The organism is Serratia odorifera (assembly GCF_041448735.1).
Classification (GTDB): domain Bacteria; phylum Pseudomonadota; class Gammaproteobacteria; order Enterobacterales; family Enterobacteriaceae; genus Serratia_F; species Serratia_F odorifera.
The window spans coordinates 20,727-46,629 of the sequence record NZ_JBGMUT010000003.1 but is presented as its reverse complement, the minus strand read 5'-3'; the positions used below and the strand labels follow the sequence as shown (position 1 = coordinate 46,629).

Here is a 25,903-nt window from a genome sequence, read left to right as displayed (position 1 = left end):
CACTAACTTTTAGGGAAATATTTAATCAATTACGCCATTTCGCAATGCGGTTGACGTACCAGGCTCAGCGCCTGCTCGACGACACGCACGTCGGCTCCCGGCTTGTGGGCGTTTTCGCTCAGGTGGCGACGCCATTGGCGCGCCCCCGGAATGCCCTGGAACAAACCAAGAATATGACGGGTGATATGCCCCAGATAGGTGCCGTTGGCCAGTTCGCGTTCAATGTATGGATAGAGCGCTTCGATCGCCGCCACGCTGTCTTGCAATGGTGCCTGCGAACCGAACAGCTCGCGATCCACCTGCAGCAAAATGCCCGGATTCTGGTAGGCCTCGCGCCCCATCATTACGCCATCCAGATGCTGCAAATGCTGCCTGGCTTCGTCCAGCGTTTTAACGCCGCCGTTAATGGCGATGGTCAGCGCAGGAAAATCACGCTTGAGCTGATACACCCGCGGGTAATCCAGCGGTGGCACTTCGCGATTTTGCTTCGGACTCAAACCGGAAAGCCAGGCTTTGCGCGCATGGATGGTGAACATCTCGCATTCGCCGCGGCCAGCAACGGTTTCGATAAAATCGCACAGAAAGGCGTAGCTGTCCTGCTCGTCAATGCCAATCCGCGTTTTCACCGTGACCGGAATCGACACCACGTCGCGCATTGCCTTGATGCAATCCGCCACTAACGTTGCCTGCCCCATCAGGCAGGCGCCGAACATGCCATTCTGCACCCGATCGGACGGGCAACCGACGTTAAGGTTGATTTCGTCATAGCCGCGCTGCTCCGCCAGTTTGGCGCAGTGCGCCAGCGCCGCCGGATCGCTGCCGCCCAGTTGCAATGCGATCGGGTGCTCTTCTTCGCTGTACGCCAGATAATCGCCTTTGCCATGCACGATCGCGCCGGTAGTCACCATTTCGGTGTACAGCAGCGTTTCCTTGCTCAGCAGGCGGTGAAAATAGCGGCAATGACGATCGGTCCAGTCAAGCATCGGCGCAACGGAAAAACGGCTCGCAGGGAACGGCCGTTCAACGCCGGTTTGGCCGGCAAGCAGTGGAATATCAGTTTTCAGCGAATCAGTCATTACGGCTCTATTCAGGGTCTGGCGGTCAAAAAAGTAATCGCTGATTATAACGTAAACTGCCGTCGGGGCGAAACCACCGTACCCTGCAACACTATCGTGTTGAAAGTAAAGCTATTCCAATACGCGAATCACTTTACATGGCTGTCCCATCGCCAAAACGTTGGTCGGAATATCGCCGGTGACGATGCTGCCGGCACCGATGGTGCTGCCATCACCAATGGTCACGCCCGGCAAGATCAGCACATTGCCGCCAATCCACACATTGCTGCCGATAGTCACCGGCCTGGCGGAGGTCTGGAAGGGAAAGTCGGCATCACCGGTCAGACGTTCGCTGGCTTTCAGCGGATGGCTCGGCGTATAAACCTGCAGGTTGGGGCCGATCAGCGTGTTATCGCCAATGGTAATGGTATTACAGTCGAGGAATACCGCATTGACGTTGATAAAACAGTTGTTGCCGATACTGATGTGCTGGCCATAATCACACCAGAATGGCGTTTCAATCCAGCTCTGTTGCCCCCAATGCGCGAACAGCTGGCTCAGCAGACGATTTTTTTCGTCCATCTTCTGAGAATCCAGCGCGCCCAACTGCTTGCTAAGCGCCCGTGCCCGGTGATACAGGCCTATCAGTTCCGCATCGCGGCTGTTATAGATCTCACCGCGCAGCAACTTTTCTCTTTCGGTCATCGCGTGTTCCTTAAGCCAAGGTGTTGTCAGGCGTTATAACGCCACGTGCGGGCAATGCCCAGACGAAAACGCCACGGCGTTGATCTCAGCGCCAGCACGCCGCAGAAGTTGTGAGTCGATTCACGTTTTGCCAATCCGCAGGCGTGAATGTGCCGCTGCCGGCGTGATTAACGGGAGAAAATGGCTCAACTCTCGGCGAATTGGCCGATACATGTTAAAATCGCCTTTTTTACGTACCGGGAATATTTGCCATGAACCCAACCAACCAGGAAAAGCTGCTCGCGCAGGCAGAACAACTCTGTCAGCAACGCAATGTGCGCCTGACGCCGCAACGGCTGGAAGTGTTACGCCTGATGGCTCAACAGCCCGGTGCGATCAGCGCCTATGATCTGCTCGATTTATTGCGTGTCGCCGAACCGCAGGCCAAGCCGCCAACGGTCTACCGCGCACTGGACTTTCTGCTGGAACAAGGCTTTATTCACCGCGTTGAATCGGCTAACAGCTACGTGCTGTGCCATCATTTTGAGCAGCCAATGCACACCTCCGCGCTTTTCATCTGCGATCGTTGCGGGCAGGTAACCGAGCGCACCACCGCTGGGGTAGAGGAAACATTGCAAAAATTGGCAAAAGAGTCCGGTTTTGCCCTGCGCCACAGCGTGGTGGAAGCCCATGGACTGTGCTCAGGCTGTGTTGAAGTAGAGTCTTGCGACAGTAAGCACGATTGCAATCATGACCACAGCATCGTGATTAAAAAGAAATAGTCAGGCAGGTACGTCCCTGTACCTATGGGCCAAGACGTCTAGGGGGAACGCTGGCCCAAGGGGTGTCAAAGCGCCGCGTTCAACCGCGGGCGGATCGGATTACCAGCGATACTTGTTCTGATCTTCCCAGGCTTTGACTTCTTCTTCGGCCGCCGCCCTCTGGTAGCCGTAACGTTCCTGTATTTTACCGACAAGCTGTTCACGTTTCCCTTCAATGACCGTCAGATCGTCATCGGTCAGCTTGCCCCACTGTTCCTTCACTTTACCTTTAAACTGCTTCCAGTTACCGTCGGCTTGATCTGTGTTCATAATCTCTCCGTTACCTGTGGTTAGTCAGTTTTAGATAAATCGGGCTGGCGCCAACTGATTAAAATTTATGGCCATTTAACGCTATCTCAGCAATATAAAATCACCGTATAACTCGCCAGCCACGTGACTAATTATAGTCACCGACAACCAAACTACGGAAAATACCAGTTCAAAAAACCATTAACAAACCAAATTACAGATAAAAAATCGACAAAACAGTAACTAAACGCCGCTCCAGCATCAAGGTGGAATGTAACCAGATATAAACAAAAAGCAAAAAATACAGCAAAGAAACTAATGAATAGCCAAAGTCAGTGGCTACCGGCGTGGGCAAACCAGGTGCCATTCACGCTGTGCCGGTGCCAAACCCAGCCTAATGCCAGGCCACGCAGGCCGAGAAACACCGCCAAGGCCAGCCACAAACCGTGGTTACCCAACCATGGCAGGGTGAACAGCGTCAGGCCATACCCGGCGGCGGCGACCGCCATACTATTACGCATCTCCGCGCCGCGCGTGGCGCCGATAAACATACCATCCAGCAAATAACACCACACGCCCGCCAGCGGCAATAGCACCTGCCACGGCAGATAGAGGTTGGCCAGGGCGCGCAGCTCCGGCAACGACGTCAGCGCAGCAACGATGTGCTGGCCGGCGACGGCATAAATCAGCGCGAAGCCCAGCGCCACCATACATGCCTGCCGACATGCCGCACGCCAGATGCGTCGCAGCTGTCGATCGTCCCTTGCCCCATAAGCATGGCCGGAATGCGCCTCAACGGCATAGGCAAAACCGTCCAGCGCATAGGCGGTAAAGGTCAGCAGGTTCATCAGTACCGCATTTACCGCCACCACCTCGCTGCCGAGACGTGCGCCAAAGATGGTCAACGAGGCAAAGCACAGCTGCAGCAATAGCGATCGCAGCATGATGTCGCGGTTGAGCGCCAGCAGGCGACGCAGATTGCCACGCCAGGCGTGGCGCAGCATTGCCGGTGTAATACCACGCAGGCGCATCACCCGCCAACTGAGCCACACCCCCAGTAGCAGCGTGGCATATTCGGCAATGGCGGTGGCGGTGGCTGCGCCCTGCACGTTCCAGCCCAGCCCCATCACCAACCAGATATCCAGTACGATATTCAGCAGGTTGCCGACGATCAGCAGGATCACCGGCGCGCGCACGTACTGCACGCCCAGCAGCCAGCCCAGTAATACCAGGTTTGCCAAGGCGGCCGGCGCGCTCAGCCAGCGGATTTCCAGGAACAGCCGGGCCTGCGCCAACACCTCGGCGTCGCCACCGACGATGCTCAACGCCAGGTCGATCAACGGATGACGCAGCAGCACAATGGCCAAACCAGCCAGTAGCGCCAGCATCAGCGGTTGCATGAAGGCGCGCGCCAGTGCCAGGGGATTTTGCGCCCCCAGCGCCTGCGCGGCCAGCCCGGTGGTACTCATGCGCAGGAACAGTAACAGCATGAACAGGAAGCTGGTTGCCATCGAACCGATCGCCACGCCCCCCAGATAGTTCGGGCTGTCGAGATGACCAATCACCGCCGTATCCACCAACCCCAGCAGCGGTACGGTGATATTGGAAAAGATCATCGGCAGCGCCAGACGCCACAGGGCTTTGTCGGTATCGCTGGTGAAAGTGGCAAGCAGGCGCATAGTAACATGTTCCCGTAGGTACCCACGCTCTGGCAAGGGGAGCGATTTACCGGCTACGCCTTGAAAGCTCTTGGGTATGGTGATGTTTTGACGATGGCATCGCCCCAGAACGGGCTGAGGCGATTAGGTTCGGGGGACTGCGAGTTAGATCCAATCACCGTTGCGAATGACGCCGACGGCCAGGCCTTCAATGGTGAAGTTCTGCTGACGAAGATCGACCACAATCGGTTGAAACTCACTGTTTTCCGGTAATAACTCTACCACATTACCGTGTTTTTTCAGGCGTTTGACGGTGACTTCGTCTTCAATGCGCGCCACCACCACCTGGCCGTTACGCACGTCCTGGGTTTTATGCACCGCCAGCAAGTCGCCGTCGAGAATGCCGATATCGCGCATCGACATGCCGTTGACCCGCAGCAGGAAGTCTGCGTTTGGCTTGAAGAGCGAAGGATCGACCTTGTAGTGCCCTTCGATATGCTGCTGCGCCAGCAGTGGCTCACCGGCGGCCACCCGGCCAATCAGCGGCAGGCCGTCTTCATCTTCCATCAGCAGACGAATGCCGCGCGAGGCGCCGGAGACGATTTCGATGACGCCTTTGCGCGCCAGGGCCTTGAGGTGTTCTTCAGCGGCATTAGGCGAGCGGAACCCCAGACGCAGCGCGATCTCGGCACGCGTTGGCGGCATGCCCGTCTGCGAAATATGATCGCGAATCAGGTCGTAGACCTCTTGCTGTCTGGTAGTTAATGCTTTCATTCCGCCCCCTGTTTGTTTATACAGTCTTGCTGTGAGTATATACAGGTGAACGTGGATTGGGAACTGGAGAATGAATAAAAATCAGGGATTAGCGAGGTGCTGCGCAACATCGATTGCCTGCCGCTCAAACCAGGTATTGCCACAGTACGCTGACCCAGACAAACAGCGCCAGTGCAATCGCCAGCGACACCGCCGCCGAGCCCATGTCCTTGGCGCGGCCGGAAAGCTCGTGGTGTTCAGTGCCGATGCGATCGACGATCGCCTCAATCGCACTGTTGAGCATTTCGACAATCATCACCAGTACCACCGAACCGATCAATAAAATGCGCGCTATCGCACCCACATCCAGCCAAATCGCCAGTATGATGGCCAGCACGGTCGCCACCAGTTCCTGGCGAAACGCGGCTTCATGCTGCCAGGCGGCGGTCAATCCCTTATAGGAATATCCGAAAGCTTTGATGACGCGAGTCAAACCGGTTGCTTGATTTGCCATGTTGCGGTGTGCCTTTTATAAGTGATAAGTCATAATCTTAACGGCTCTGGTTTTTTTAACACCACAGATCTGCTACCCGGTTTCTGGTATGCTTGCGGCGCATTGCTAACAAGAGGCTTCACGTTGTTATGTCAGGTTGGCGTAAAATTTATTATAAATTATTGAATTTACCACTAAAACTGTTGGTAAGAAGTAAGGTTATCCCTTCAGATCCGGTCACGGAGTTAGGGTTGGATCCCTCACGGCCGATTTTGTATGTTTTACCTTATAATTCCAAGGCGGATTTACTGACGCTGCGCACCCAGTGCCTGGCGCAGGATCTGCCCGATCCGCTCACTCCGTTGGAGATCGACGGCGCCGTACTGCCGAGCTACGTGTTTATCCACGATGGCCCGCGCGTATTCCGCTACTACACGCCGAAAGAAGAGTCGGTAAAACTGTTCCACGATTATCTCGACCTGCACCGCAACAATCCGGATCTCGATATTCAGATGCTGCCGGTTTCGGTGATGTTTGGCCGTTCGCCGGGGCGCGAAAGCCACGGTACGCCGCATCTGCGTCTACTGAACGGTGTGCAGAAGTTCTTTGCCGTACTGTGGCTGGGACGCGACAGTTTTGTGCGTTTCTCCAATACGGTGTCTCTGCGCCGCATGGCGACCGAGCACGGTACCGACAAGATTATCGCGCAAAAGCTGGCGCGCGTGGCGCGCATGCACTTTTCACGGCAGCGTCTGGCGGCAGTCGGGCCTAGCCTGCCTGCACGTCAGGATCTGTTCAACAAGCTGCTGGCGTCCAAAGCGATTGAAAAAGCGGTAGAAGACGAAGCACGCAACAAAAAGATTTCGCACGAGAAGGCCCAGCAGAACGCCATTGCGCTGATGGAAGAGATCGCGGCAGACTTCTCTTACGAAACGGTGCGCCTGTCGGATCGCGTGCTGAGCTGGACCTGGAACCGCTTGTATCAGGGCCTCAACGTCACCAACGCCGAACGCGTGCGCCAGCTGGCGCAGGACGGGCATGAAATCGTCTATGTGCCATGCCACCGCAGCCATATGGATTACCTGCTGCTGTCTTACGTGCTGTACCACCAGGGGCTGGTACCGCCGCACATTGCCGCCGGTATCAATCTTAACTTCTGGCCGGCCGGGCCGATCTTCCGCCGTCTGGGCGCGTTCTTTATTCGCCGCACCTTCAAGGGCAACAAGCTCTACTCGACGGTGTTTCGCGAGTACCTCGGCGAACTGTTCACCCGCGGCTACTCGGTGGAATACTTCGTTGAAGGCGGTCGTTCGCGTACCGGACGCCTGCTGGAACCCAAAACCGGCACCCTGTCGATGACCATCCAGGCGATGCTGCGCGGCGGCACCCGCCCGATTACCCTGGTGCCGATCTACATCGGTTACGAACACGTGATGGAAGTCGGTACCTACGCCAAAGAACTGCGTGGCGCCACCAAAGAAAAAGAAAGCCTGCTGCAGATGCTGCGCGGTCTGCGTAAACTGCGCAACCTCGGCCAGGGTTACGTCAACTTTGGCGATCCATTGCCGTTGACCTCGTACCTCAATCAGCACGTGCCGCAGTGGCGGGAGTCGATCGACCCGATCGAAGCACAGCGTCCAAGCTGGCTGACACCAACGGTCAACGATCTGGCTGGCAAGATCATGGTACGTATCAACAATGCCGCCGCCGCCAACGCCATGAATCTGTGCTCCACTGCACTGCTGGCTTCACGCCAGCGTTCGCTGACACGCGAGCAGTTGATTGAGCAACTGGAGTGCTACCTGCAGCTGATGCGCAATGTGCCTTACGCCAGTGATGTCACCGTGCCGCAGCAGTCGGCAGAGGCGTTGCTGGATCACGCGCTCAACATGAACAAGTTCGAGGTAGAGAAGGACAACATCGGCGATATCATCATTCTGCCACGCGAGCAGGCGGTGTTGATGACCTATTACCGCAACAATATCCATCATTTGCTGGTATTGCCGTCGCTGATCGCCTCTATCGTGATGCACCATCGCCGCGTCTCGCGCAGCGAACTGTTACGCCAAATCAGCCTGATTTATCCGATGCTGAAAGCTGAACTGTTCCTGCATTACGATACCGACCAATTGCCGGCGGTGTTGAATACGTTGGTCGACGAACTGGCTCGCCAGCGGTTGATCTGCGACCAGGGCGAGGAGCTGGTGCTCAACTCGGCACGCATTCGTCCGCTGCAATTGCTGGCTGCCGGCGTGCGTGAAACGCTGCAACGCTACGCCATCACGCTGTCGATCCTGAGCGCCAACCCGAGCATCAACCGTGGCGCGCTGGAGAAAGAGAGCCGTATCATGGCGCAGCGTCTGTCGGTACTGCACGGCATCAACGCCCCGGAGTTCTTCGACAAGGCGGTATTTTCCACCCTGGTGGCCACGCTGCGCGCCGAAGGCTATATCAATGATATCGGCGATGCGATCCGTGAGCACACCATGGAGGTTTACAGCATGTTGAGCGATCTGATCACGCCGGAAATCAAGTTGACCATTGAGAGCGTCAGCCTGCCAGCGGACGGAAACGCCTTGCCGCCAGCGGTGGAAGAGCCCAAAGAAGACGAGTAATCAGTCGTTACCACGAAGAAGGCACCCACGCGGGTGCCTTTTTTATCTGCATCGTTTATGGCGTCAGCGCGTCAGATATAGCTCAGCGCGATACCGATAAACACCACCAACCCAACGTAGTTGTTATGCAAAAACGCCCGGAAGCAGGCATCGCGATCGCGCGTGGCGATCTGCCGTTGCTGATGAATAAACAGCGCCCCCGCCAGCAGCAGCGACCAATAAAACGCGCCACCCAACTGTGACAGATAGCCGACCGACAGCAACAGTAACAGCGTGGCGAACTGCAACAGGCCGACGATCAGCTTGTCATGGCGGCCAAACAGCACGGCAGTGGACTTGATGCCGATTTTCAGGTCGTCGTCACGATCGACCATCGCATACAGCGTATCGTACGCTACCGTCCAGCAGATATTCGCCAACAGCAACAGCCAGCAGCTCAGCGGCAAGGCTTCGCTGACCGCCGCAAAGGCCATTGGGATCCCCCAGCCGAACGCCGCGCCCAGCACCACCTGCGGCAGGTTGCTGACCCGTTTCATAAACGGATAAATCCAGGCCAGCGCCAGCGCCGCCAACGACAGCCAGATGGTCATGGCGTTCAGCGTCAGCACCAGGGCAAAGGACACCAGCACCAGCGTTACGAACAGGATTTTGGCCTCTTTTACGCTGACGCGGCCGCTCGGTAACGGCCGTTTGGCGGTACGTTTGACATGACCGTCGAAATCTCGATCGGCAAAATCATTCACCACGCAGCCGGCCGCCCGCATCAGAAACACGCCCAATACAAATACCAGCAGAATGGATACCGGTGGAATACCTTGTCCCGCCAGCCACAGCGCCCATAACGTCGGCCACAGCAACAGCAGGGTACCGATCGGCTTGTCAATGCGCATCAGATGGCAGTATGCCTGCCATTTACTTTGCTTCACGCTTCCTTCCACGTTCTCTGCTCTCCTCGTCACGCCGGATCGACGCGGTTCACCGTATAAATCGGCGATGCGGGTAAAAACAGCTCGGTCAGCAGCAGCGGTTTGCCCGCCAGACGCAGCCGCGAGCGACGCGCCCACAAATCGTCTTGCCGACCGATATGAATATAATCACGCGTCAGCGCGTCACTGCTGAACAGGTAGCGCCCCAACGGCACGGTGCCCAGATCGACCAGCGCCTGATCGGGACCGGTCAGCGTTTCCAGTGGGATCACCGTGCGCCCCAACAGCCAGGGTTGGTTGTCGCCCAGCAGGACGATTTCACGCAGCCAATAACGAGGGCTTTCCGGCAGGTGTTCCGCTTCGTCACCCAGTTCGGCGCGGCTGATAAAGCCTTCGCGCTGCGGTTCAACATGCACCCGTTGGCAATGCCGTTCGAAGCGTCGGGTCATCGAGCCCAGCTCCATTAACCAATCATTAACCGCGGCGGGAACCTCAGAGTGCGGTGCGGTGAGCCATTCCAGCGGAGGCAGGATGGATTCGCTAGTGCCAGACATTGATCTACTCCACATCAGCAGCGCGCGAAACCGGCCGCGCGCGCCAGACTATACAAACTGTTAACAGGAGACCATTGTAACGCAGAAAAGCAAAAGCGGCAGGGTGATTCAATGAGGGGACGGCGGGTTATCGCCATGCAGGGCATGGGAAGGCGCAGTATAACCGCGCCGGTGACGGTCAACCGGCAGCGACGAAAAAAGGTGCGCCGAGGCGCACCAGTCATCGAGCCAGCATCGACAGCGTGGGGTACTACCCCTTGCCTTTCACGCTGCTGATAAAGGTTTCACGCGCGGTGGACGAACCCAGTTTTTCAGCTTCATTCATCAGTTTTAGCGCCTTGTCGATATCCCCCGCCTTCACCGCCTGGCGAATACCGTTGTTAAAGTAACTTTCGGTATCATTCAGCATCGGCTCGGCCGGTTTCGCAGGCGCACTGGCCGCAGGGACGTTGGTGCCCACCACCACCGGCGCCGCTGCCGGCGCAGATTGCAGCATGCCGATCATCACGTTGCCGGTCCCCTGCTCGGCGGTGACTTTCAGTTTCAACTGACCGGAGGTGGTGTGACGGGCAATAGGATCGGGAATATCCGGCACCGCATTACCCACGCCGCGCGCATACGCCTTCGCCGGGTTGGTCAGTTGCGTGGTTTTGCTCAAATCCTGGCGGGTGGTATACACCAGCAGATAGATTTGCTTCTGACCCAGCGCCGGCGTCAGCTTCAGGGTGCCTTCCAACCGATCGGCTGACATCACGCCCGGCGGTTGATACGCGAAATAACTGCTTGGGTAATAGGCGGCCGGTCGCTGATGCTCATCCAGCACCAGCACGCTCGGCGCATAAAGCGCATTGTCTTTGGCAATGCTGCTCAGGGTGATTTCCAGCGATCCACGGTCGGCCGGCAGCGTATAGGCCGCCACCGCCCCTTGAATATCGCCCTGATTGATTTGCGGGCTGACGCTATCCAGCTTCACATCCTGGCTGACAGGCGGTACCAGCGGTTGCCAGGGCAGGCTTTGCAACGTAGCGGCGCCAATCGCCGGTGCCACGGAGACATTGGCCGGGGTAGCGGCGTTGGCCATCAGCGGCATACCGATCGACAGCGCCACGGACAGGCAGAGTGACAACAGATTTTTTTTCATTGTTATATCCCCATTCATGCCGGCAGCGGGCAGGCAAGCGCCACGCTGCCGGTAATCAGTGACGGGAAGAGGCGCAGGCGTCTTCCCACCGTGCCGGTATTACCACCAGATTTCCATCTGTGCGCCGAAGGTGACTTCATCGTCATTGCCACGGCTGAAGGTGTGGGCGCTGCTGTCGCTGTAGGCGGTGCCGGTGGTATATGCCGAACCGGAATCGCTGTTGGCGTAACCCCACTTCTCATCCCACTTGGCGTAGGTGGCGAACAGGCGGATTGCCGGACGTGACCAGATGCTGTCGCCGGCCTGCCATTGCTGCGCCAGCGTCACTTTGTACTGACCGTTGCGATCGCCGGTGCGCTGAGACTTGACATTGTCATAACCCGCTTCCAGCAAGGTGCTCATGATCGGCGTCCATTTGTACATTGGTCGCACGCCCACGGTGTACCAGGTGCTGCCGTTATCATTGTCTCGGTCGATGTCCTGATACATCGCCACGTACATCAGCGCCCATTTATCATTGAAATCAATTGCGCCGTGATCCAGTACGCGGAACATATTGCCGTTGTTATCGACGCTGGAGCCCTGGTTACGACCATTATTCTGTGAGGTCATCGAGTCAGAGGCGTATTGCAGCACAAATTTGTTGTAGCCGTTGAGGATGCTTTGCGTATGTTCCGCGGTGAACATCCAACCGTCCTTGGAGGCACCGTCGGCCAGATGGTAACCGTCCTGCACGTTGGCACGACCGTAATCGACGCCGAACTCCAGCGTACCACCCGGATTGGTTTCCAGACCGGCCAGACGGACGTCAAACACGTCATTGACGGTTGGGCGCTCGTCCCATTCGTTATACAGATAACCGTAAGAGCCGCCGGATTCGCCGTTACGGGTTACCGCCATCGACAATTTGCCGAAACCGAGATCCACATTTTCCAGACCCGCGCCCGGGCCGGAGATATCCCAGTAGTAGAAGTCGATCATGTGGACATCATGACGCTGATAGAAGCGCTTACCGGCCCACAGCGTGGAGCCAGGCAACCATTCGATCAGGTTTTTACCCTGCACATTCACTTCACGGAACCCCGGCGTGGTGTCTTCCCAGTCGGAACGCTGTGAAACCGAGTACGCCAGGTTGGTATCGAAGTAGAAGCTCTTGTCACCGTCTTTCCAGACTTCCTGGCCCAGCTTTAATTCCGCGTAGGTTTCACATTCGTTGCCAAGACGGTATTTGCTGCCGGCGCCGGTAGCCTGGAAGCATTGCTGCTCACCGCCGCTGCCAGTCCAGCCAATGCCGGAACGTGCATAGCCATGAAAATCCACCGCCATCGCTGATGAAGAGAGAACACCAGCGGCGACAGCCAGTGCCAGAGGGAGTTTGCGCAGAGTAGTCATCATTATTCTCCAGTTATACAGACCGTTACCCAATGGATTTCACACGGCGGCATGAGCGCCGGGATGCGGATTCCCCGCTGGCCGCACAAGCAGGCGACCGTAGGAAGATCTCGCAGCCAACGCTGCCGCAGCGCGAAAGGCGCCGGGTTGTGGTGCTTTAAACGCCCAGCTCCTGATGCAGCCGTTTACACGCCGTTCCATCCTCGCGGAACAGGTGGCAACGCTGCGGCGGCAAGCCGATGGCGAATGTGGCACCTTCTTCTACCAGCACCACGTCGTTCTGGCGGTAAACCAGGTTCTGACGGATTGCCGGGATTTGAATGTGGATTTGCGTCTCGTTGCCGAGTTGCTCCACCACCTGTACGTCACCTTCCAACGTCACTTCCGAGGCGTTGCTCGGCAGCAGATGTTCCGGCCGAATGCCCAACGACATGTTGGCGCCGGCCACGACCCCGCTGCCGTCCACCGGCAGCCAGACCAGTTGGCGGTTCGGCAGCTCGATCTGCACCTGCTGCGGCTCTGCCGCGGTCACCTTGACCGGCAGGAAGTTCATCTTCGGCGAACCGATAAAACCGGCGACGAAGCGATTGGCCGGGTAGTGATACAGCTCCAGCGGCTTGCCGACCTGCGCAACGCGCCCGGCGTCGAGCACCACGATCTTGTCGGCCAGCGTCATCGCCTCCACCTGATCGTGGGTGACGTAAATCATGGTGCGCTGCAAGCGCTTGTGCAGACGGGATATTTCGATGCGCATCTGTACACGTAGCGCGGCATCAAGGTTGGAAAGCGGCTCATCGAGCAGGAACACATCCGGCTCGGCCACCAGCGTACGGCCAATCGCTACCCGCTGACGCTGCCCCCCGGACAGCGCTTTCGGCCGCCGATCGAGCAAGTGCGCCAGTTGCAATACTTCGGAAACCTGATTTACCCGCGCCTTGATGTCCGCCTTTTTCGCGCCGGCCAGCTTGAGGCCAAACGACATGTTGTCCGCCACCGACAAGTGCGGATACAGCGCGTAGGACTGGAATACCATGCCGATACCGCGTTCGGACGGCGGCACCTCGTTCATGCGGGTTTCGCCGATAAACAAATCGCCCGACGTAATGTCCTCCAACCCGGCGATCATGCGCAGCAGCGTCGATTTTCCGCAGCCTGACGGCCCGACAAACACTACAAACTCCCCGTCGTCGATAGTCAGGTTGACGTCTCTGGATATCACGGCCTCGCCAAAGGCCTTATAAACGCTGCGCAGTGTGACGCTAGCCATGCGTTACTCCCCTGCTTTCGCAGTTAACATTCCTAGTGAAAATGGCGGAGGCAAACCCCGCCAAAACCCATTGATGACCCTCTTGGCCCTGCGCCGTCTGCCATGCCCATGGCATGGTCGCCTCAGACGGCGCAGCCGCCTGAGTATACGGCTGCAAATTAATCAGCGCTTCAAGGCATTGATCCTGATGGGTAATAAGTAAGCGAACCAGGCCATTTTGCTGGCTGACCGCCTGCAATTCGCCGTGTTGAATCACCGGCAACCGACGCAGCGCCAGCAATGAGCGGCAATACTGCAACGTGGATTGGCCATCGTGCTGCTGGCGGCTGATCGCCAGGGCTCGATGCTCAATAGCCACCTGCTGATACCAGTGAATCTCCCCCGCGGTAACCTGTTCCGGCGCTTCATGCCACGGCATCGGCGTTTGTGCCCCCAGCGGATCGTGCAGATCGGCGGCGTGTGGCAAACCCAGTTCTTCGCCCTGATACAGGCAAATCGGGGCTGGCAGCAGCGCCAACAGTGTCAGAAAGGCGTCGGCGGAACGTAAATCTCCCTGCCCCCAGTGGCTGACCACTCGCGGCTGATTGGCATCGCCGGTGCTCCATACGCTGTCCGCCAGTCGATGGCGACGGGCATTAAGCACCTCAACCAGTTTTTCCGCACTAAACGGCACCACCTGCTGCGCCAGCGGGCTGCTGGCATATGGCTGGTCGTCCTGATACAGATGGCCCGTGTCATCGCCGTGCCACAGGGTCAAGCCTCGCGCCGCCGCTGCGCCACTGGCATCCGCCAGCCACACTTGCGGTACCACCAGGCCATCCACCGACAGCGCGTCAAAATACGGCAACGTACTCAGCAGTCCCTCAACGTCACCGACGCCGTCGCCGTTGCCATCACGGAAACTCACCGGATGAATCCGGTACAACGTCGGGTGAGTGGCGCTATGCATTAACGACATAGGTACGATTTCCTGCTGCAACGGGGATAAAAGTGATGCTGCCGATAGTGCGCGAACCACAGGAAACGGTAATCATCCGTAAGCGGGTTTTTCATGGGGGAGGAGACGGGAGGATGAGAGAACGACCCGGATGGTCACAGGTTCGACACCTAAGACAAATCTGTGATCTATCTGGCAAAAATCGTCGGCATTTTTTGTGTCTAACCCCACAGAATAGGGCGTAATGTTAGCTGGATCACACTACCTGGCGATGGGGCGTAGACGGGGGGAGGATGAATCCATGTCGCTTTGCCACCCACTATAAGCAACGAAATCACTCTCCTTACCGCAGTGCCCACAGAAGGATTGGACTATGACTCGCAGAATTACCACCACCGCTCGCACTCTGGCGCTGTCAGCATTGACGACGCTGGTGCTTTCTTCGTCGGCGTTTGCCAAGATCGAAGAAGGCAAACTGGTTATCTGGATCAACGGCGATAAAGGCTATAACGGCCTGGCTGAAGTCGGCAAAAAATTTGAAAAAGACACCGGCATCAAGGTCACCATTGAGCATCCGGACAAGCTGGAAGAAAAGTACCCGCAGGTCGCCGCCACCGGTGACGGCCCGGATATCATCTTCTGGGCGCACGATCGTTTTGGCGGTTACGCGCAGTCCGGTCTGCTGGCAGAAATCCATCCGTCCAAGGCCTTCCAGGACAAAATCTATCCCTTCACCTGGGACGCAGTACGCTACGACGGCAAGCTGATTGGCTACCCGGTGGCGGTGGAAGCGCTGTCGCTGATTTACAACAAGGATCTGATCAAGGAAGCGCCAAAAACCTGGGAAGAGATCCCGGCGCTGGACAAAACGCTGCGCGCCCAGGGTAAGAGCGCCATCATGTGGAACCTGCAGGAACCGTACTTTACCTGGCCAATTATTGCCGCCGACGGCGGTTATGCCTTCAAGATGGAAAACGGCAAATATGACGTCAAGAACGTCGGCGTGGCCAACACCGGTTCGCAAGCCGGTCTGCAATTTATCGTCGACCTGGTGAAAAACAAGCACATCAATGCCGATACCGACTACTCCATTGCCGAAGCCGCATTCAACAAGGGCCAGACGGCGATGACCATCAACGGCCCGTGGGCGTGGACCAATATCGACAAGAGCAACATCAACTACGGCGTAGCACTGCTGCCCAGCTTCAATGGCAAGCCGTCCAAAGCCTTCGTTGGCGTGCTGACTGCCGGCATCAATGCTGCCAGTCCGAACAAGGAACTGGCGACCGAGTTTCTGGAAAACTACCTGTTAACCGATCAGGGTCTGGCTGACGTCAACAAGGATAAACCGCTGGGCGCCGTGGCGCTGAAGTCGTTCCAGGCGCAGTTGGAAAAGGATCCGAAGATAGCCGCCACCATGCAGAACTCGCAGAATGGCGAAATCATGCCGAATATCCCGCAAATGAGCGCCTTCTGGTATGCGATGCGCAGCGCGGTGATTAACGCCGTCAGCGGTCGTCAAACGGTTAAGGCCGCGCTGGACGATGCGCAAACCCGCATCACCAAGTAATGTCGTTGTGCGGGATTAACCTCCCCAACTAATTGGCGTTACACCGCGACGGCAAGTACGCCTATCCCCGGCAGCATAGCGAGCTATCTGACCGGGGTAAGCGGACACAGCCAACCAAGGTGTAGCGTCAAGAATGAAGGGGACGAGCGCCCCGCCGTTGCTGCAGAGAAAGGAACGCCCTATGCAATTAGCTCACGCCGGTTCGCCTGCGCGAAAAAAATCGAAGTGGTGGCAGAGTGAGGTAGTGAAATGGCTGTGTATCGGCCTGCTCAGCCTGATGACCTGCTATCTGATTGTGTTGATGTATGCACAGGGTGAATATCTGTTCGCCATTATGACGCTGATCCTGATCAGCGCCGGGCTGTACGTCTTCGCCAACCGTCGCGCCTATGCCTGGCGCTACGTATATCCGGGCGTTGCGGGTATGGGGCTGTTTGTGCTGTTCCCGCTGATTTGCACCATTGCCATCGCCTTCACCAACTACAGCAGTACCAATCAGCTGACGTTTGAACGTGCCCAGTCGGTATTGATGCAACGCCAGTTCCAGACCGGCAAGACCTTTACCTTCAGTCTGTATGCCGCAGCCAACCAGCAATGGCAGTTGCAATTGACTCATCCGGACAGCGGTGAACGGCTGATGTCAGAGCCGTTCAGCCTTGACGCCAATATGGCGGAACCGGTGAAATTAACCGCGGCCGCCGGCGAGCCCACCACCGAACGCGCCACGCTGCGCGTCATTACCCAACATCGTCAGGCCCTGAGCCACCTGGTAGCGCAGCTGCCGGACGGCGGTGAACTGCGCATGAGCTCACTGCGCCAGTTTGCCGGCACCAGCCCGCTGTATCACGTCGCCGACGACGGTAAAACGCTGACCAACAACCAAACCCAGGTGCAGTATCGGCCAAATCAGGAGATCGGTTTTTACCAGGCGGTGAACGCCGACGGCAGTTGGGCAAAGGAAACCCTCAGCCCGGGCTATACCGTTACCACCGGCTGGAAGAATTTCCTGCGCGTATTGCAGGATGAAGGTATCAAAAAACCGTTTATCTCGATTTTTGTCTGGACCATCGTGTTTTCGGTGTTGACGGTTTTCCTGACCGTTGCCGTCGGCATGGTGCTGGCCTGTGTGGTGCAGTGGGAAGCGCTGAAAGGCAAAGCGGTTTACCGCGTGTTGCTGATCCTGCCGTACGCGGTGCCGTCGTTCATATCGATCCTGATTTTCAAGGGGCTGTTCAACCAGAGCTTCGGCGAAATCAACCTGATGCTCAGCGCGCTGTTTGGCATCAAACCGGCCTGGTTCAGCGATCCGCTCACCGCCAAGAGTATGATTATCATCGTCAATACCTGGCTGGGCTACCCATACATGATGATCCTGTGCATGGGCCTGCTGAAAGCCATTCCGGACGACCTGTATGAAGCGTCGGCGATGGACGGCGCCAGCCCGTTGCAGAATTTCTTCCGTATCACCTTACCGTTGCTGATCAAGCCGCTGACACCGTTGATGATCGCCAGTTTTGCCTTTAACTTTAACAACTTCGTGCTGATCCAGCTGTTGACCAATGGCGGACCGGACATGATTGGCACCACCACCCCGGCCGGCTACACCGACCTGCTGGTCAGTTATACCTATCGCATCGCCTTTGAGGGCGGCGGCGGCCAAGACTTCGGCCTGGCGGCGGCGATCGCCACGCTGATCTTCCTGTTGGTCGGCGCGTTGGCGATTTTGAATCTGAAAGCCAGCAAGATGAACTTCGACTAGGAGAAAAAAATGGCGATGGTTCAACCCAAGTCTCAACGCATACGCCTGTTGCTGACTCACCTACTGATGCTGTGCTTTATCGCACTGATCATGTTCCCGCTGCTGATGGTGATCGCCATCTCGCTGCGCTCCGGCAACTTTGCCACCGGCAGCCTGATCCCCGAGGAGATCTCGTTCGAACACTGGCGGCTGGCGCTCGGCCTCAGCGTCACCCACGCTGACGGCAGCGTGACGCCGCCGCCGTTCCCGGTGCTGCTGTGGCTGTGGAACTCGATTAAAGTGGCGGTGATTACCGCCATCGGCATTGTCACGCTGTCCACTACCTGTGCCTATGCCTTCGCGCGCATGCGTTTTCGCGGCAAAAGCACCCTGCTGAAAAGCATGCTGATTTTCCAGATGTTCCCGGCGGTGCTGTCGCTGGTAGCGCTGTACGCGCTGTTCGATCGGCTGGGGCAATATCTGCCGTTCATTGGTCTCAATACCCACGGCGGGGTGATCTTCGCCTATATGGGCGGCATCGCGCTGCACGTCTGGACCATCAAGGGTTATTTCGAAACCATCGACAACTCGCTGGAGGAGGCCGCCGCGCTGGACGGCGCCAGCCCGTGGCAGGCGTTCCGCCTGGTGCTGTTGCCGCTGTCGGTGCCGATTCTGGCGGTGGTGTTCATTCTGTCGTTTATCGCCGCCATCACCGAAGTGCCGGTGGCGTCATTGCTGCTGCGCGACGTCAACAGCTACACGCTGGCGGTCGGCATGCAACAGTATCTTAACCCGCAGAACTATTTGTGGGGGGACTTTGCCGCCGCAGCGGTGCTGTCGGCAATCCCAATCACCGCCGTCTTCCTGCTGGCACAGCGCTGGTTGGTGGGCGGCCTGACCGCCGGCGGGGTCAAAGGGTAATTTATGCCACTGCGATATGCTTGATGTATTTCTAAGCCTGTGTCTTCGGCGGCCCGCTGGGCCGCCTTTTTTATCTCTGCTATTCGCGTTTCAGCCGATCGCTATTGGCCAGGAACAGCGTCACCACTAATAACAATATCGCCCCTGAATAAATCAGCGTATCGAATGGGTTTTTATGATCCACTATGATCAGACGAATGATGGCCGTGATGCCGATATAAATGAAATAACGTAGCGGGAAGTGGTAACCCGATTCAAAGTACTTCACGATCAAGGCGATAAACTCAAAATACAAAAAGTAGATCACAATCCCTTCGATCAGCAGGTACGAAGAGGACTCCTCACTATTGATAAACAATACTTTTGCCAGGTGAATGGTTTCTTTCACCAAGAACACCACCAGGATCGCCGCCAACAGCAATAAACCGACGTTGAGCACCCGTTGCAACCCTTTGGCGATAGTTATCGAACGCGATGTCTTTGCCATGTTATAATTCCCTTGTTTTTCAAAAAAATACGTTATTTCTATCCGATTGGAGTAATGAACAATTACCGTCCAATTATCGGAAATTCCTTATAAAGCATCGCATAACACTTAGGTTATGATTATGCTCGGTGGTATGTTTGTTGCAATTAGCAATTCAAACTATCATTGTGCGTAAATTATTTACATAAAACACAAACTTCAAAGGAATCCTTCCTATGCGCGCTAAACTCAATGGATTGGTCGCTGCTGGCCTGTTTTCCTGTGCGTTAACCGGCCATGCCAGCGGCCTGGTTACCCCTGATAACGACCTGCGTAACGACCTTGCCTGGTTATCCGATCGCGGCGTAATTAACGTCAGCCTGTCGACCTGGCCACTGAGTCAAGAAGAGATCAGCTCGGTGATTTCGCAGGCCAAGCCGGTCACCAACACCGAGAAAAACGTGATTGAACGCGTTCAGCGTCGCGTAGGTGAACTGAAATCCAACATTCGTATCACCGGCTATGCCTCGACCGACAAGCCCGGTACCCCGCAGGGCTTTGGCCAAAACGAATATGCCGACGATCGTCTGACCGTTGGCGTCGGCGGCAGCGGCGACTACTGGGATGTCCGTCTGCAAGGCTCGGTCGAAGGCGATCAGCGCGTGGGCGACAGCTCCAAATTCAACCTGCAAGGCTCCTACGGCGCGATCAAGGTATGGAACCAGTGGCTCTCCTTTGGCGAAGTATCGCAATGGTGGGGTCCGGGTTATGACGGCAGCCTGATTCGTTCCGACGCGGCCCGCCCGGTAACCGGCTTTATGATGCAGCGAGCCGATCAATCACCGTTTGAAACGCCGTGGCTGTCGTGGATTGGCCGCTGGCAGTACCAGCTGACCGCCGGCCAGCTGTCGCAATACAGCGCGGTGCCGGACACCAAACTGATTGGCGGCCGCTTCACCATGATGCCGACCGACTTCCTCGAACTGGGTGCATCGCGCATCATGATGTGGGGTGGCGACGGCCGTCCGCAAAGCTGGAGCTCATTCTGGGATGCAGTTGCCGGCAACGACAATACCGGCGACCCGAAAAACGATCCAGGCAACCAGTTGGGTGGCTTTGACTTCAAGCTGAAGCTGCAACCGCTGGTTGGCCTGCCTGTCAGCTTCTATGGCCAGATCACCGGCGAAGATGAAGCCGGCATGCTGCCCTCGCACAATGCCTATCTGTTGGGTCTGGAAGGCCACCCAGAGTGGGGCCCTACCACCATCAACTGGCATATCGAAGGCAGTGATACCCGTTCGAACGGCAACGCCAACAACGTGATGTATAACCACTACATTTACCGCGGCGGTTACTACCAGCAGGGTTATCCGCTGGGTCACGCCATGGGCGGCGACGGTCAGATGCTGTCCGGCCGGGTAGAAATGGTACTGGATGATGGCCAACGCTGGAGCACCCGACTGGTCTACGCCAAGGTCAACCCGAACAACCAGAGCATCAACCAGGCCTTCCCACGCTCTGATACCCTCAAGGGCATCCAACTGGGTTGGGGCTACAACTTCGATTCTCAGGTCAAGTTCGACACCAGCCTGTGGTATACCGATAATAACCACAGCACCGCCGACGACGTTGGCGCGGGCATCAGCCTTGAAGTGCCAATCAACCTGTAACGGTTAACGCGGGCACGCATACAGCCAGTCGGATGACATGTCGACTGGCTTTTTTGTGCCTTGCCGTCGAATATCTGCCCTATCTCGCCGCAATGCCCCACCGCCTGCCCGATTCTACGCTATCTTTTAATTTTGTTATCAAGAGGGACAGAACAAGATGAAAGCAGCCGTTGTCAATCAGGATCATTCGATCGCTATCGTCGACAAAAAGCTCCGCCCGCTGCAACACGGCGAAGCCTTGCTCAGTATGGAATGCTGCGGGGTATGCCATACCGATCTGCATGTCAAAAACGGTGATTTCGGCGATAAAACCGGGGTTATTCTGGGGCATGAAGGCATTGGTATCGTCAAGTCTGTCGGTCCGGGCGTCAGCTCGTTGCGGGTCGGCGATCGTGCCAGCGTCGCCTGGTTTTATCAGGGCTGCGGGCACTGCGAATATTGTAACTCCGGCAACGAAACCCTGTGTCGCGAGGTGAAAAATGCCGGTTACACCGTCGACGGCGGCATGGCGGAAGAGTGCATAGTGGTAGCTGACTATGCGGTGAAAGTGCCGGATGGCCTCGATTCGGCGGCGGCCAGCAGCATTACCTGCGCCGGCGTCACTACCTATAAGGCAGTGAAAGTGTCTGGCGTGGCGCCTGGACAGTGGATCGCCATTTACGGCCTGGGCGGGCTGGGCAATCTGGCGCTGCAATATGCTAAAAACGTGTTTAACGCCAAAGTGATCGCCATCGACGTCAATGATGAACAGCTGAAATTTGCCAGCGAAATGGGTGCCGATCGGGTGATCAACTCATCGAAAGAGGACGCGGCGAAGATTATTCAGACCGAAATGGCCGGCGCACACGCCGCGGTGGTGACCGCCGTCGCCAAAGTCGCGTTTAACTCCGCGGTGGACGCCATGCGCGCCGGTGGCCGCATCGTGGCCGTTGGCCTGCCACCGGAATCCATGAGTCTGAATATCCCACGGCTGGTGCTGGACGGCATTCAGGTTGTCGGCTCGCTGGTCGGCACGCGTGAAGATCTGAAGGAAGCCTTCCAGTTCGCCGCCGAGGGCAAAGTGGTACCGGCGGTAACCAAGCGCCCGGTAGAAGACATCAATGATATCTTCCATGAAATGGAGCACGGCAAAATCAAAGGCCGCATGGTGATTGATTTCACATCACGCTGAAGCCGATCGACGGCAATAAAAAAACCCGCGCTGCGGGTTTTTTATTGTTTCGGTGTGGGCGCATGGTTATGCCCCCAGCCCCTGGATTAACGCCATGCTTTAAAGCGATTGATCAGCGCGTTGGTCGAACTGTCGTGGCTGGTAACCGGTTCTGCGCCTGCCAGTTCTGGCAAAATGCGATTAGCCAGCTGTTTGCCCAATTCCACGCCCCACTGGTCGAAGGTGAAAATGTTCAAAATGGCGCCTTGGGTGAAGATTTTGTGCTCATAGAGCGCAATCAGACTGCCCAGACTGAACGGGGTGATTTCACGCAGCAGGATCGAGTTGGTCGGGCGGTTGCCTTCGAACACCTTGAACGGCGCCACGTGTTTGATCTGTTCCGGCTTTTTGCCCTGTGCAGCAAACTCTTCTTCTACCACGTCAAGCGATTTGCCAAACGCCAGCGCTTCGGTCTGCGCAAAGAAGTTGGACAGCAGCTTGGCATGATGGTCGCTCAGCGGGTTGTGGCTGATGGCCGGTGCAATAAAGTCGCAAGGAACCAGTTTGGTGCCCTGGTGAATCAGCTGATAGAACGCGTGCTGGCCGTTGGTACCCGGCTCGCCCCAGATAATCGGGCCGGTCTGGTAATCCACCGGATTGCCGTTGCGATCGACATATTTGCCGTTGGATTCCATATTGCCCTGCTGGAAATACGCGGCAAAGCGGTGCATGTATTGGTCATACGGCAGAATCGCTTCGGTTTCGGCACCGAAGAAATTGTTGTACCAGATGCCGATCAACGCCAGCAGTACCGGCAGGTTCTGCTCGGCCGGCGTTTCTGCGAAGTGCTTGTCCATCGCATGGGCGCCGCTCAGCAGCTGTTCGAAATTGTCGAAGCCCAGCGACAGCGCGATTGACAGGCCGATCGCCGACCACAGGGAATAACGACCACCGACCCAGTCCCAGAATTCGAACATGTTGGCGGTATCAATGCCGAATTCCGCCACCGCCTGGCCGTTGGTAGACAGCGCGGCGAAATGCTTGGCCACGTGCTTCTGGTCGCCGGCGAACGTCAGGAACCAGTCACGCGCGCTATGGGCATTGGTCATGGTTTCCTGGGTAGTGAAGGTTTTGGAGGCCACCAGGAACAGCGTGGTTTCCGGGCTTAGCGGTTTGAGCGTTTCGGCGATGTGCGTGCCGTCAACGTTGGACACAAAGTGCATGTTGAGGTGGTTCTTGTACGGGCGCAGCGCTTCGGTCACCATATACGGGCCGAGATCGGAGCCGCCGATACCGATATTCACCACGTCGGTAATCGCCTTGCCGGTGTAGCCTTTCCACTCGCCGCCGATCACCCGATCGCAGAACTGTTTCATCTTCGCCAGGACCGCATTGACCTCCGGCATCACGTCTTTACCGTCAACGATGATCGGCGTGTTACTGCGGTTGCGCAGAGCAACGTGCAGCACCGCGCGGTCTTCGGTGCGGTTAATCTTCTCGCCGGCGAACATGGATTTGATGGCGCTTTGCAAATCCGTTTCCTTCGCCAGTGCCTGCAGTTTTTCCAGCGTTTCCGCGGTGATGCGGTTTTTGGAATAGTCCACCAGCATCTGATCGTCAAAGGTGGCGGAAAACGTGGAGAAACGCTCGCTATCCTGCGCAAACAGATCGGCGATCTGTACGTCTTTCATTTGTTCAAAATGTTGCTGCAGGGCTTGCCAAGCAGCGGTTTGACTAGGATTGATATTTTTCATAGCAACGCTCTTATGCTTGAGAATGAATATGACGTGATGTCCCGATTGTAGCCTGTTCGACTGTGATTACGATCTCTTTTCTTGCGATAGGCGTTAACTGTCAAAACGCCGCACGCGCTTTTTACTTTTTAACAACAAACTCCCTATACTTCAGCTAACAGCGGATAGCGCTGGGTTGTCAAACTGTCAGCGGAATGTGGCAGAATTGACGGTTGGTGGTCGTTTTTAGGAAAGGGAACCCGTTATGGAATTATCTGCCCCGTTGATGCTGGTGGTGATTGGTTTGAGCTCGTTACTGGCGCAATGGCTCGCCTGGCTATTGCGCCTGCCGGCCATTCTGCCGCTGTTACTGTTTGGGATTGTACTGGGGCCGGTGATGCACACGGTGCAGCCGGACGTGCTGTTCGGTGACCTGCTGTTCCCGCTGGTGTCGCTGTCGGTGGCGATCATCTTGTTTGAAGGCGCGTTGACGCTGCGGGTAGACGAAATCCGTGGCCTGGGCGGCGTGGTACGCAACCTGGTGACCATCGGCATGCTGGTCACCTTTTTGGTTATCAGCGTCGCCTGCTGGTGGCTGCTGGACTTTCCGCCGGAACTGGCGGCGCTGATCGGCGCGGTAACGGTAGTAACCGGCCCGACGGTGATCGCCCCGCTGATGCGCGTGGTGCGGCCAAACGCCAACATCAACCAGGTGCTGCGCTGGGAAGGGATCGTCATCGATCCGGTCGGTGCAATTTTCACATTGCTGGTGTTTGAGTTTATCTCTCTGCAACAGCACGCCGAATCCTATACCCATCTGTTCTGGACGCTGGGCACCACTGCCGCTGTCGGACTGATCGCCGGTGCGCTGTTCGGCTATCTGCTTGGCGTGGCGTTGCGCCGCGTCTGGCTACCGCGCTACCTGCAAAACCTGGCGGTGCTGGCGATCATGCTCACCGCCTTTGGCCTGTCCAACGCCATCGCCGACGAATCCGGGTTGCTGACGGTCACGGTGATGGGCATCTGGCTGGCCAATATGCGCGACGTCGATACCAGCGATATTCTGGCGTTCAAGGAAGAGCTGTCGGCCATCCTGATTTCCGCGCTGTTTATCATTCTGGCGGCGCGGCTGGATATCAACGCGTTGTGGAGCATGGGCTGGCCGCTGCTGATCCTGCTGCTGGTGGTGCAGTTTATCGCCCGCCCGCTGTGCATCGCGGTATCGACCTGGCGTTCGACCCTGCACTGGCGCGACCGTCTGCTGCTGTGCTGGATTGCGCCGCGCGGCATTGTGGCGGCAGCGGTCAGTTCGCTGTTTGCGCTGACCCTGCAACGCAGCGGCTACCAAGGCGCCGATCGGCTGGTGACGGTGGTATTTGCCATTATTATCGGTACCGTGGTGCTGCAAAGCCTGACCAGCGGCATGATGGCGCGCTGGCTGCGGGTTCAGCAGCAAAAGCCGCGCGGAGTGCTGATCGTCGGCGCCAACAGCGTCGCACGAACGCTGGCACAGGCGCTGATGAAAATGAACATTCCGGTGATGGTGACCGACAGCAGTTGGGAATATTACCGCCAGGCGCGCATGGAAGGCATCCCGGCCTATTATGGCCATGCCTATTCCGAACACGCCGAAAACACCCTCGATCTGAGCGATACCGCACAGGTGTTGGCGCTATCGCCCAACCGGCATCAAAACGCGCTGGCGGTGTATCACTTTGGCCATCTGTTTGGCGAAGACCAGGTGTTCGCCATTCGCTCCGGCGCACCGCTCAAGGGACGCAACAACAGTTCGGAAAGCTCGCGCTTTCGCCGCCATGAAATCCTGTTCAATCAGGAAGCCACCTATGGCCGTTTAAGCAGCCTGATCGCCAAGGGCAGCACCATCAAGGCCACCAAGCTCAACGAGAACTTTGGCTGGTTGGAATATCTCGAGAAAAATCGAGGCGTTATCCCGCTATTTTGCCAACGGGATGACGGCAGTTTGCAGCCGATCGGCGCCGGTTCAACGCCGTCAATGCCCTGTACGCTGATTGCGCTGGTACAAGATGAAAATCCCTCAGCGTCAGACCGTTGACAGCAGCGGTTAAACCGGCTATTCCTAACAGCCTAC

Annotated in this window: 22 protein-coding genes; 8 read left to right on the top strand and 14 right to left on the bottom strand. The window is 57.0% G+C overall.

Going from position 1 to position 25,903, the window contains the following annotated elements:
• Positions 1–29 precede the first annotated feature (29 nt).
• Both dusA and ACCC84_RS10655 read right to left on the bottom strand, forming a co-directional pair.
• Positions 30–1,076 (bottom strand): tRNA dihydrouridine(20/20a) synthase DusA, encoded by a 1,047-nt coding sequence (dusA, locus tag ACCC84_RS10660; RefSeq protein WP_273869377.1) that lies wholly within the window; start codon positions 1,074–1,076, stop codon positions 30–32.
• Between the two features lie 111 nt (positions 1,077–1,187).
• Positions 1,188–1,760, bottom strand: coding sequence for a sugar O-acetyltransferase (locus ACCC84_RS10655; protein WP_371901907.1), 573 nt, complete (start codon positions 1,758–1,760; stop codon positions 1,188–1,190).
• A gap of 251 nt (positions 1,761–2,011) precedes the next feature.
• Here ACCC84_RS10655 and zur point away from each other — a divergent pair, with 251 nt between their 5' ends.
• On the top strand, positions 2,012–2,521 hold the full coding sequence (zur, locus tag ACCC84_RS10650; RefSeq protein WP_004957872.1) for a zinc uptake transcriptional repressor Zur: 510 nt from the start codon (positions 2,012–2,014) through the stop codon (positions 2,519–2,521).
• Between the two features lie 99 nt (positions 2,522–2,620).
• Here zur and ACCC84_RS10645 read toward each other — a convergent pair whose 3' ends face one another.
• From ACCC84_RS10645 to ACCC84_RS10630, 4 genes are all read right to left on the bottom strand, one after another.
• Positions 2,621–2,830 carry a CsbD family protein gene (locus ACCC84_RS10645; RefSeq protein ID WP_004957869.1) on the bottom strand — a complete coding sequence of 70 codons (210 nt, stop codon included), beginning with the start codon at positions 2,828–2,830 and terminating at the stop codon, positions 2,621–2,623.
• A gap of 311 nt (positions 2,831–3,141) precedes the next feature.
• Entirely contained in the window at positions 3,142–4,488 is a 1,347-nt protein-coding gene (gene dinF, locus ACCC84_RS10640; RefSeq protein ID WP_371901906.1) for an MATE family efflux transporter DinF, read from the bottom strand.
• Between the two features lie 144 nt (positions 4,489–4,632).
• Positions 4,633–5,241 carry a transcriptional repressor LexA gene (gene lexA / locus ACCC84_RS10635; RefSeq protein WP_004957863.1) on the bottom strand — a complete coding sequence of 203 codons (609 nt, stop codon included), beginning with the start codon at positions 5,239–5,241 and terminating at the stop codon, positions 4,633–4,635.
• Positions 5,242–5,365: 124 nt separating this feature from the next.
• A complete protein-coding gene (locus tag ACCC84_RS10630; protein WP_004957859.1) occupies positions 5,366–5,734 on the bottom strand; it encodes a diacylglycerol kinase in 369 nt (122 codons plus the stop codon).
• 128 nt (positions 5,735–5,862) lie between these two features.
• Here ACCC84_RS10630 and plsB point away from each other — a divergent pair, with 128 nt between their 5' ends.
• On the top strand, positions 5,863–8,328 hold the full coding sequence (gene plsB / locus ACCC84_RS10625) for a glycerol-3-phosphate 1-O-acyltransferase PlsB (RefSeq protein ID WP_004957858.1): 2,466 nt from the start codon (positions 5,863–5,865) through the stop codon (positions 8,326–8,328).
• A gap of 71 nt (positions 8,329–8,399) precedes the next feature.
• Here the strand turns inward: plsB and ubiA are convergent, their stop codons facing one another.
• The 6 genes from ubiA to ACCC84_RS10595 form a co-directional block, all read right to left on the bottom strand.
• Positions 8,400–9,266 carry a 4-hydroxybenzoate octaprenyltransferase gene (gene ubiA, locus ACCC84_RS10620; protein WP_039991590.1) on the bottom strand — a complete coding sequence of 289 codons (867 nt, stop codon included), beginning with the start codon at positions 9,264–9,266 and terminating at the stop codon, positions 8,400–8,402.
• Positions 9,267–9,283: 17 nt separating this feature from the next.
• Positions 9,284–9,808 carry a chorismate lyase gene (gene ubiC / locus ACCC84_RS10615; protein WP_004957855.1) on the bottom strand — a complete coding sequence of 175 codons (525 nt, stop codon included), beginning with the start codon at positions 9,806–9,808 and terminating at the stop codon, positions 9,284–9,286.
• A gap of 250 nt (positions 9,809–10,058) precedes the next feature.
• A complete protein-coding gene (gene malM, locus ACCC84_RS10610) occupies positions 10,059–10,949 on the bottom strand; it encodes a maltose operon protein MalM (protein ID WP_371901905.1) in 891 nt (296 codons plus the stop codon).
• 99 nt (positions 10,950–11,048) lie between these two features.
• Complete coding sequence (locus ACCC84_RS10605; RefSeq protein ID WP_039991589.1) at positions 11,049–12,341, bottom strand: maltoporin; 1,293 nt, start codon at positions 12,339–12,341, stop codon at positions 11,049–11,051.
• A 157-nt stretch (positions 12,342–12,498) separates the two neighbouring features.
• Positions 12,499–13,608 (bottom strand): maltose/maltodextrin ABC transporter ATP-binding protein MalK, encoded by a 1,110-nt coding sequence (gene malK, locus ACCC84_RS10600; RefSeq protein ID WP_198773861.1) that lies wholly within the window; start codon positions 13,606–13,608, stop codon positions 12,499–12,501.
• Complete coding sequence (locus ACCC84_RS10595; protein WP_004957847.1) at positions 13,601–14,566, bottom strand: alpha-amylase family glycosyl hydrolase; 966 nt, start codon at positions 14,564–14,566, stop codon at positions 13,601–13,603. Before ACCC84_RS10595 ends, malK begins: the two co-directional genes overlap by 8 nt.
• A 352-nt stretch (positions 14,567–14,918) precedes the next feature.
• Between ACCC84_RS10595 and malE the strand changes: the two genes are divergently transcribed.
• The 3 genes from malE (at position 14,919) to malG (ending at position 18,774) form a co-directional block, all read left to right on the top strand.
• Complete coding sequence (gene malE / locus ACCC84_RS10590) at positions 14,919–16,115, top strand: maltose/maltodextrin ABC transporter substrate-binding protein MalE (protein WP_004957845.1); 1,197 nt, start codon at positions 14,919–14,921, stop codon at positions 16,113–16,115.
• Between the two features lie 181 nt (positions 16,116–16,296).
• Positions 16,297–17,874 (top strand): maltose ABC transporter permease MalF, encoded by a 1,578-nt coding sequence (malF, locus tag ACCC84_RS10585; RefSeq protein WP_198773860.1) that lies wholly within the window; start codon positions 16,297–16,299, stop codon positions 17,872–17,874.
• A 9-nt stretch (positions 17,875–17,883) separates the two neighbouring features.
• Positions 17,884–18,774, top strand: coding sequence for a maltose ABC transporter permease MalG (gene malG / locus ACCC84_RS10580; RefSeq protein ID WP_004957842.1), 891 nt, complete (start codon positions 17,884–17,886; stop codon positions 18,772–18,774).
• A gap of 79 nt (positions 18,775–18,853) precedes the next feature.
• Here malG and psiE read toward each other — a convergent pair whose 3' ends face one another.
• Entirely contained in the window at positions 18,854–19,261 is a 408-nt protein-coding gene (psiE, locus tag ACCC84_RS10575; RefSeq protein ID WP_004957839.1) for a phosphate-starvation-inducible protein PsiE, read from the bottom strand.
• A gap of 215 nt (positions 19,262–19,476) precedes the next feature.
• Between psiE and ACCC84_RS10570 the strand changes: the two genes are divergently transcribed.
• Together ACCC84_RS10570 and adhP are read left to right on the top strand one after the other, a co-directional pair.
• On the top strand, positions 19,477–20,910 hold the full coding sequence (locus ACCC84_RS10570; protein ID WP_004957837.1) for a capsule assembly Wzi family protein: 1,434 nt from the start codon (positions 19,477–19,479) through the stop codon (positions 20,908–20,910).
• A 157-nt stretch (positions 20,911–21,067) separates the two neighbouring features.
• The gene (gene adhP / locus ACCC84_RS10565) at positions 21,068–22,081 is read left to right on the top strand and encodes an alcohol dehydrogenase AdhP (protein ID WP_039991585.1); all 1,014 of its coding nucleotides are present in this window, start codon (positions 21,068–21,070) and stop codon (positions 22,079–22,081) included.
• Between the two features lie 86 nt (positions 22,082–22,167).
• Here the strand turns inward: adhP and pgi are convergent, their stop codons facing one another.
• Positions 22,168–23,814 carry a glucose-6-phosphate isomerase gene (gene pgi / locus ACCC84_RS10560; RefSeq protein ID WP_273869395.1) on the bottom strand — a complete coding sequence of 549 codons (1,647 nt, stop codon included), beginning with the start codon at positions 23,812–23,814 and terminating at the stop codon, positions 22,168–22,170.
• Positions 23,815–24,058: 244 nt separating this feature from the next.
• Here pgi and ACCC84_RS10555 point away from each other — a divergent pair, with 244 nt between their 5' ends.
• On the top strand, positions 24,059–25,867 hold the full coding sequence (locus ACCC84_RS10555; protein WP_004957831.1) for a cation:proton antiporter: 1,809 nt from the start codon (positions 24,059–24,061) through the stop codon (positions 25,865–25,867).
• Positions 25,868–25,903: the final 36 nt, after the last annotated feature.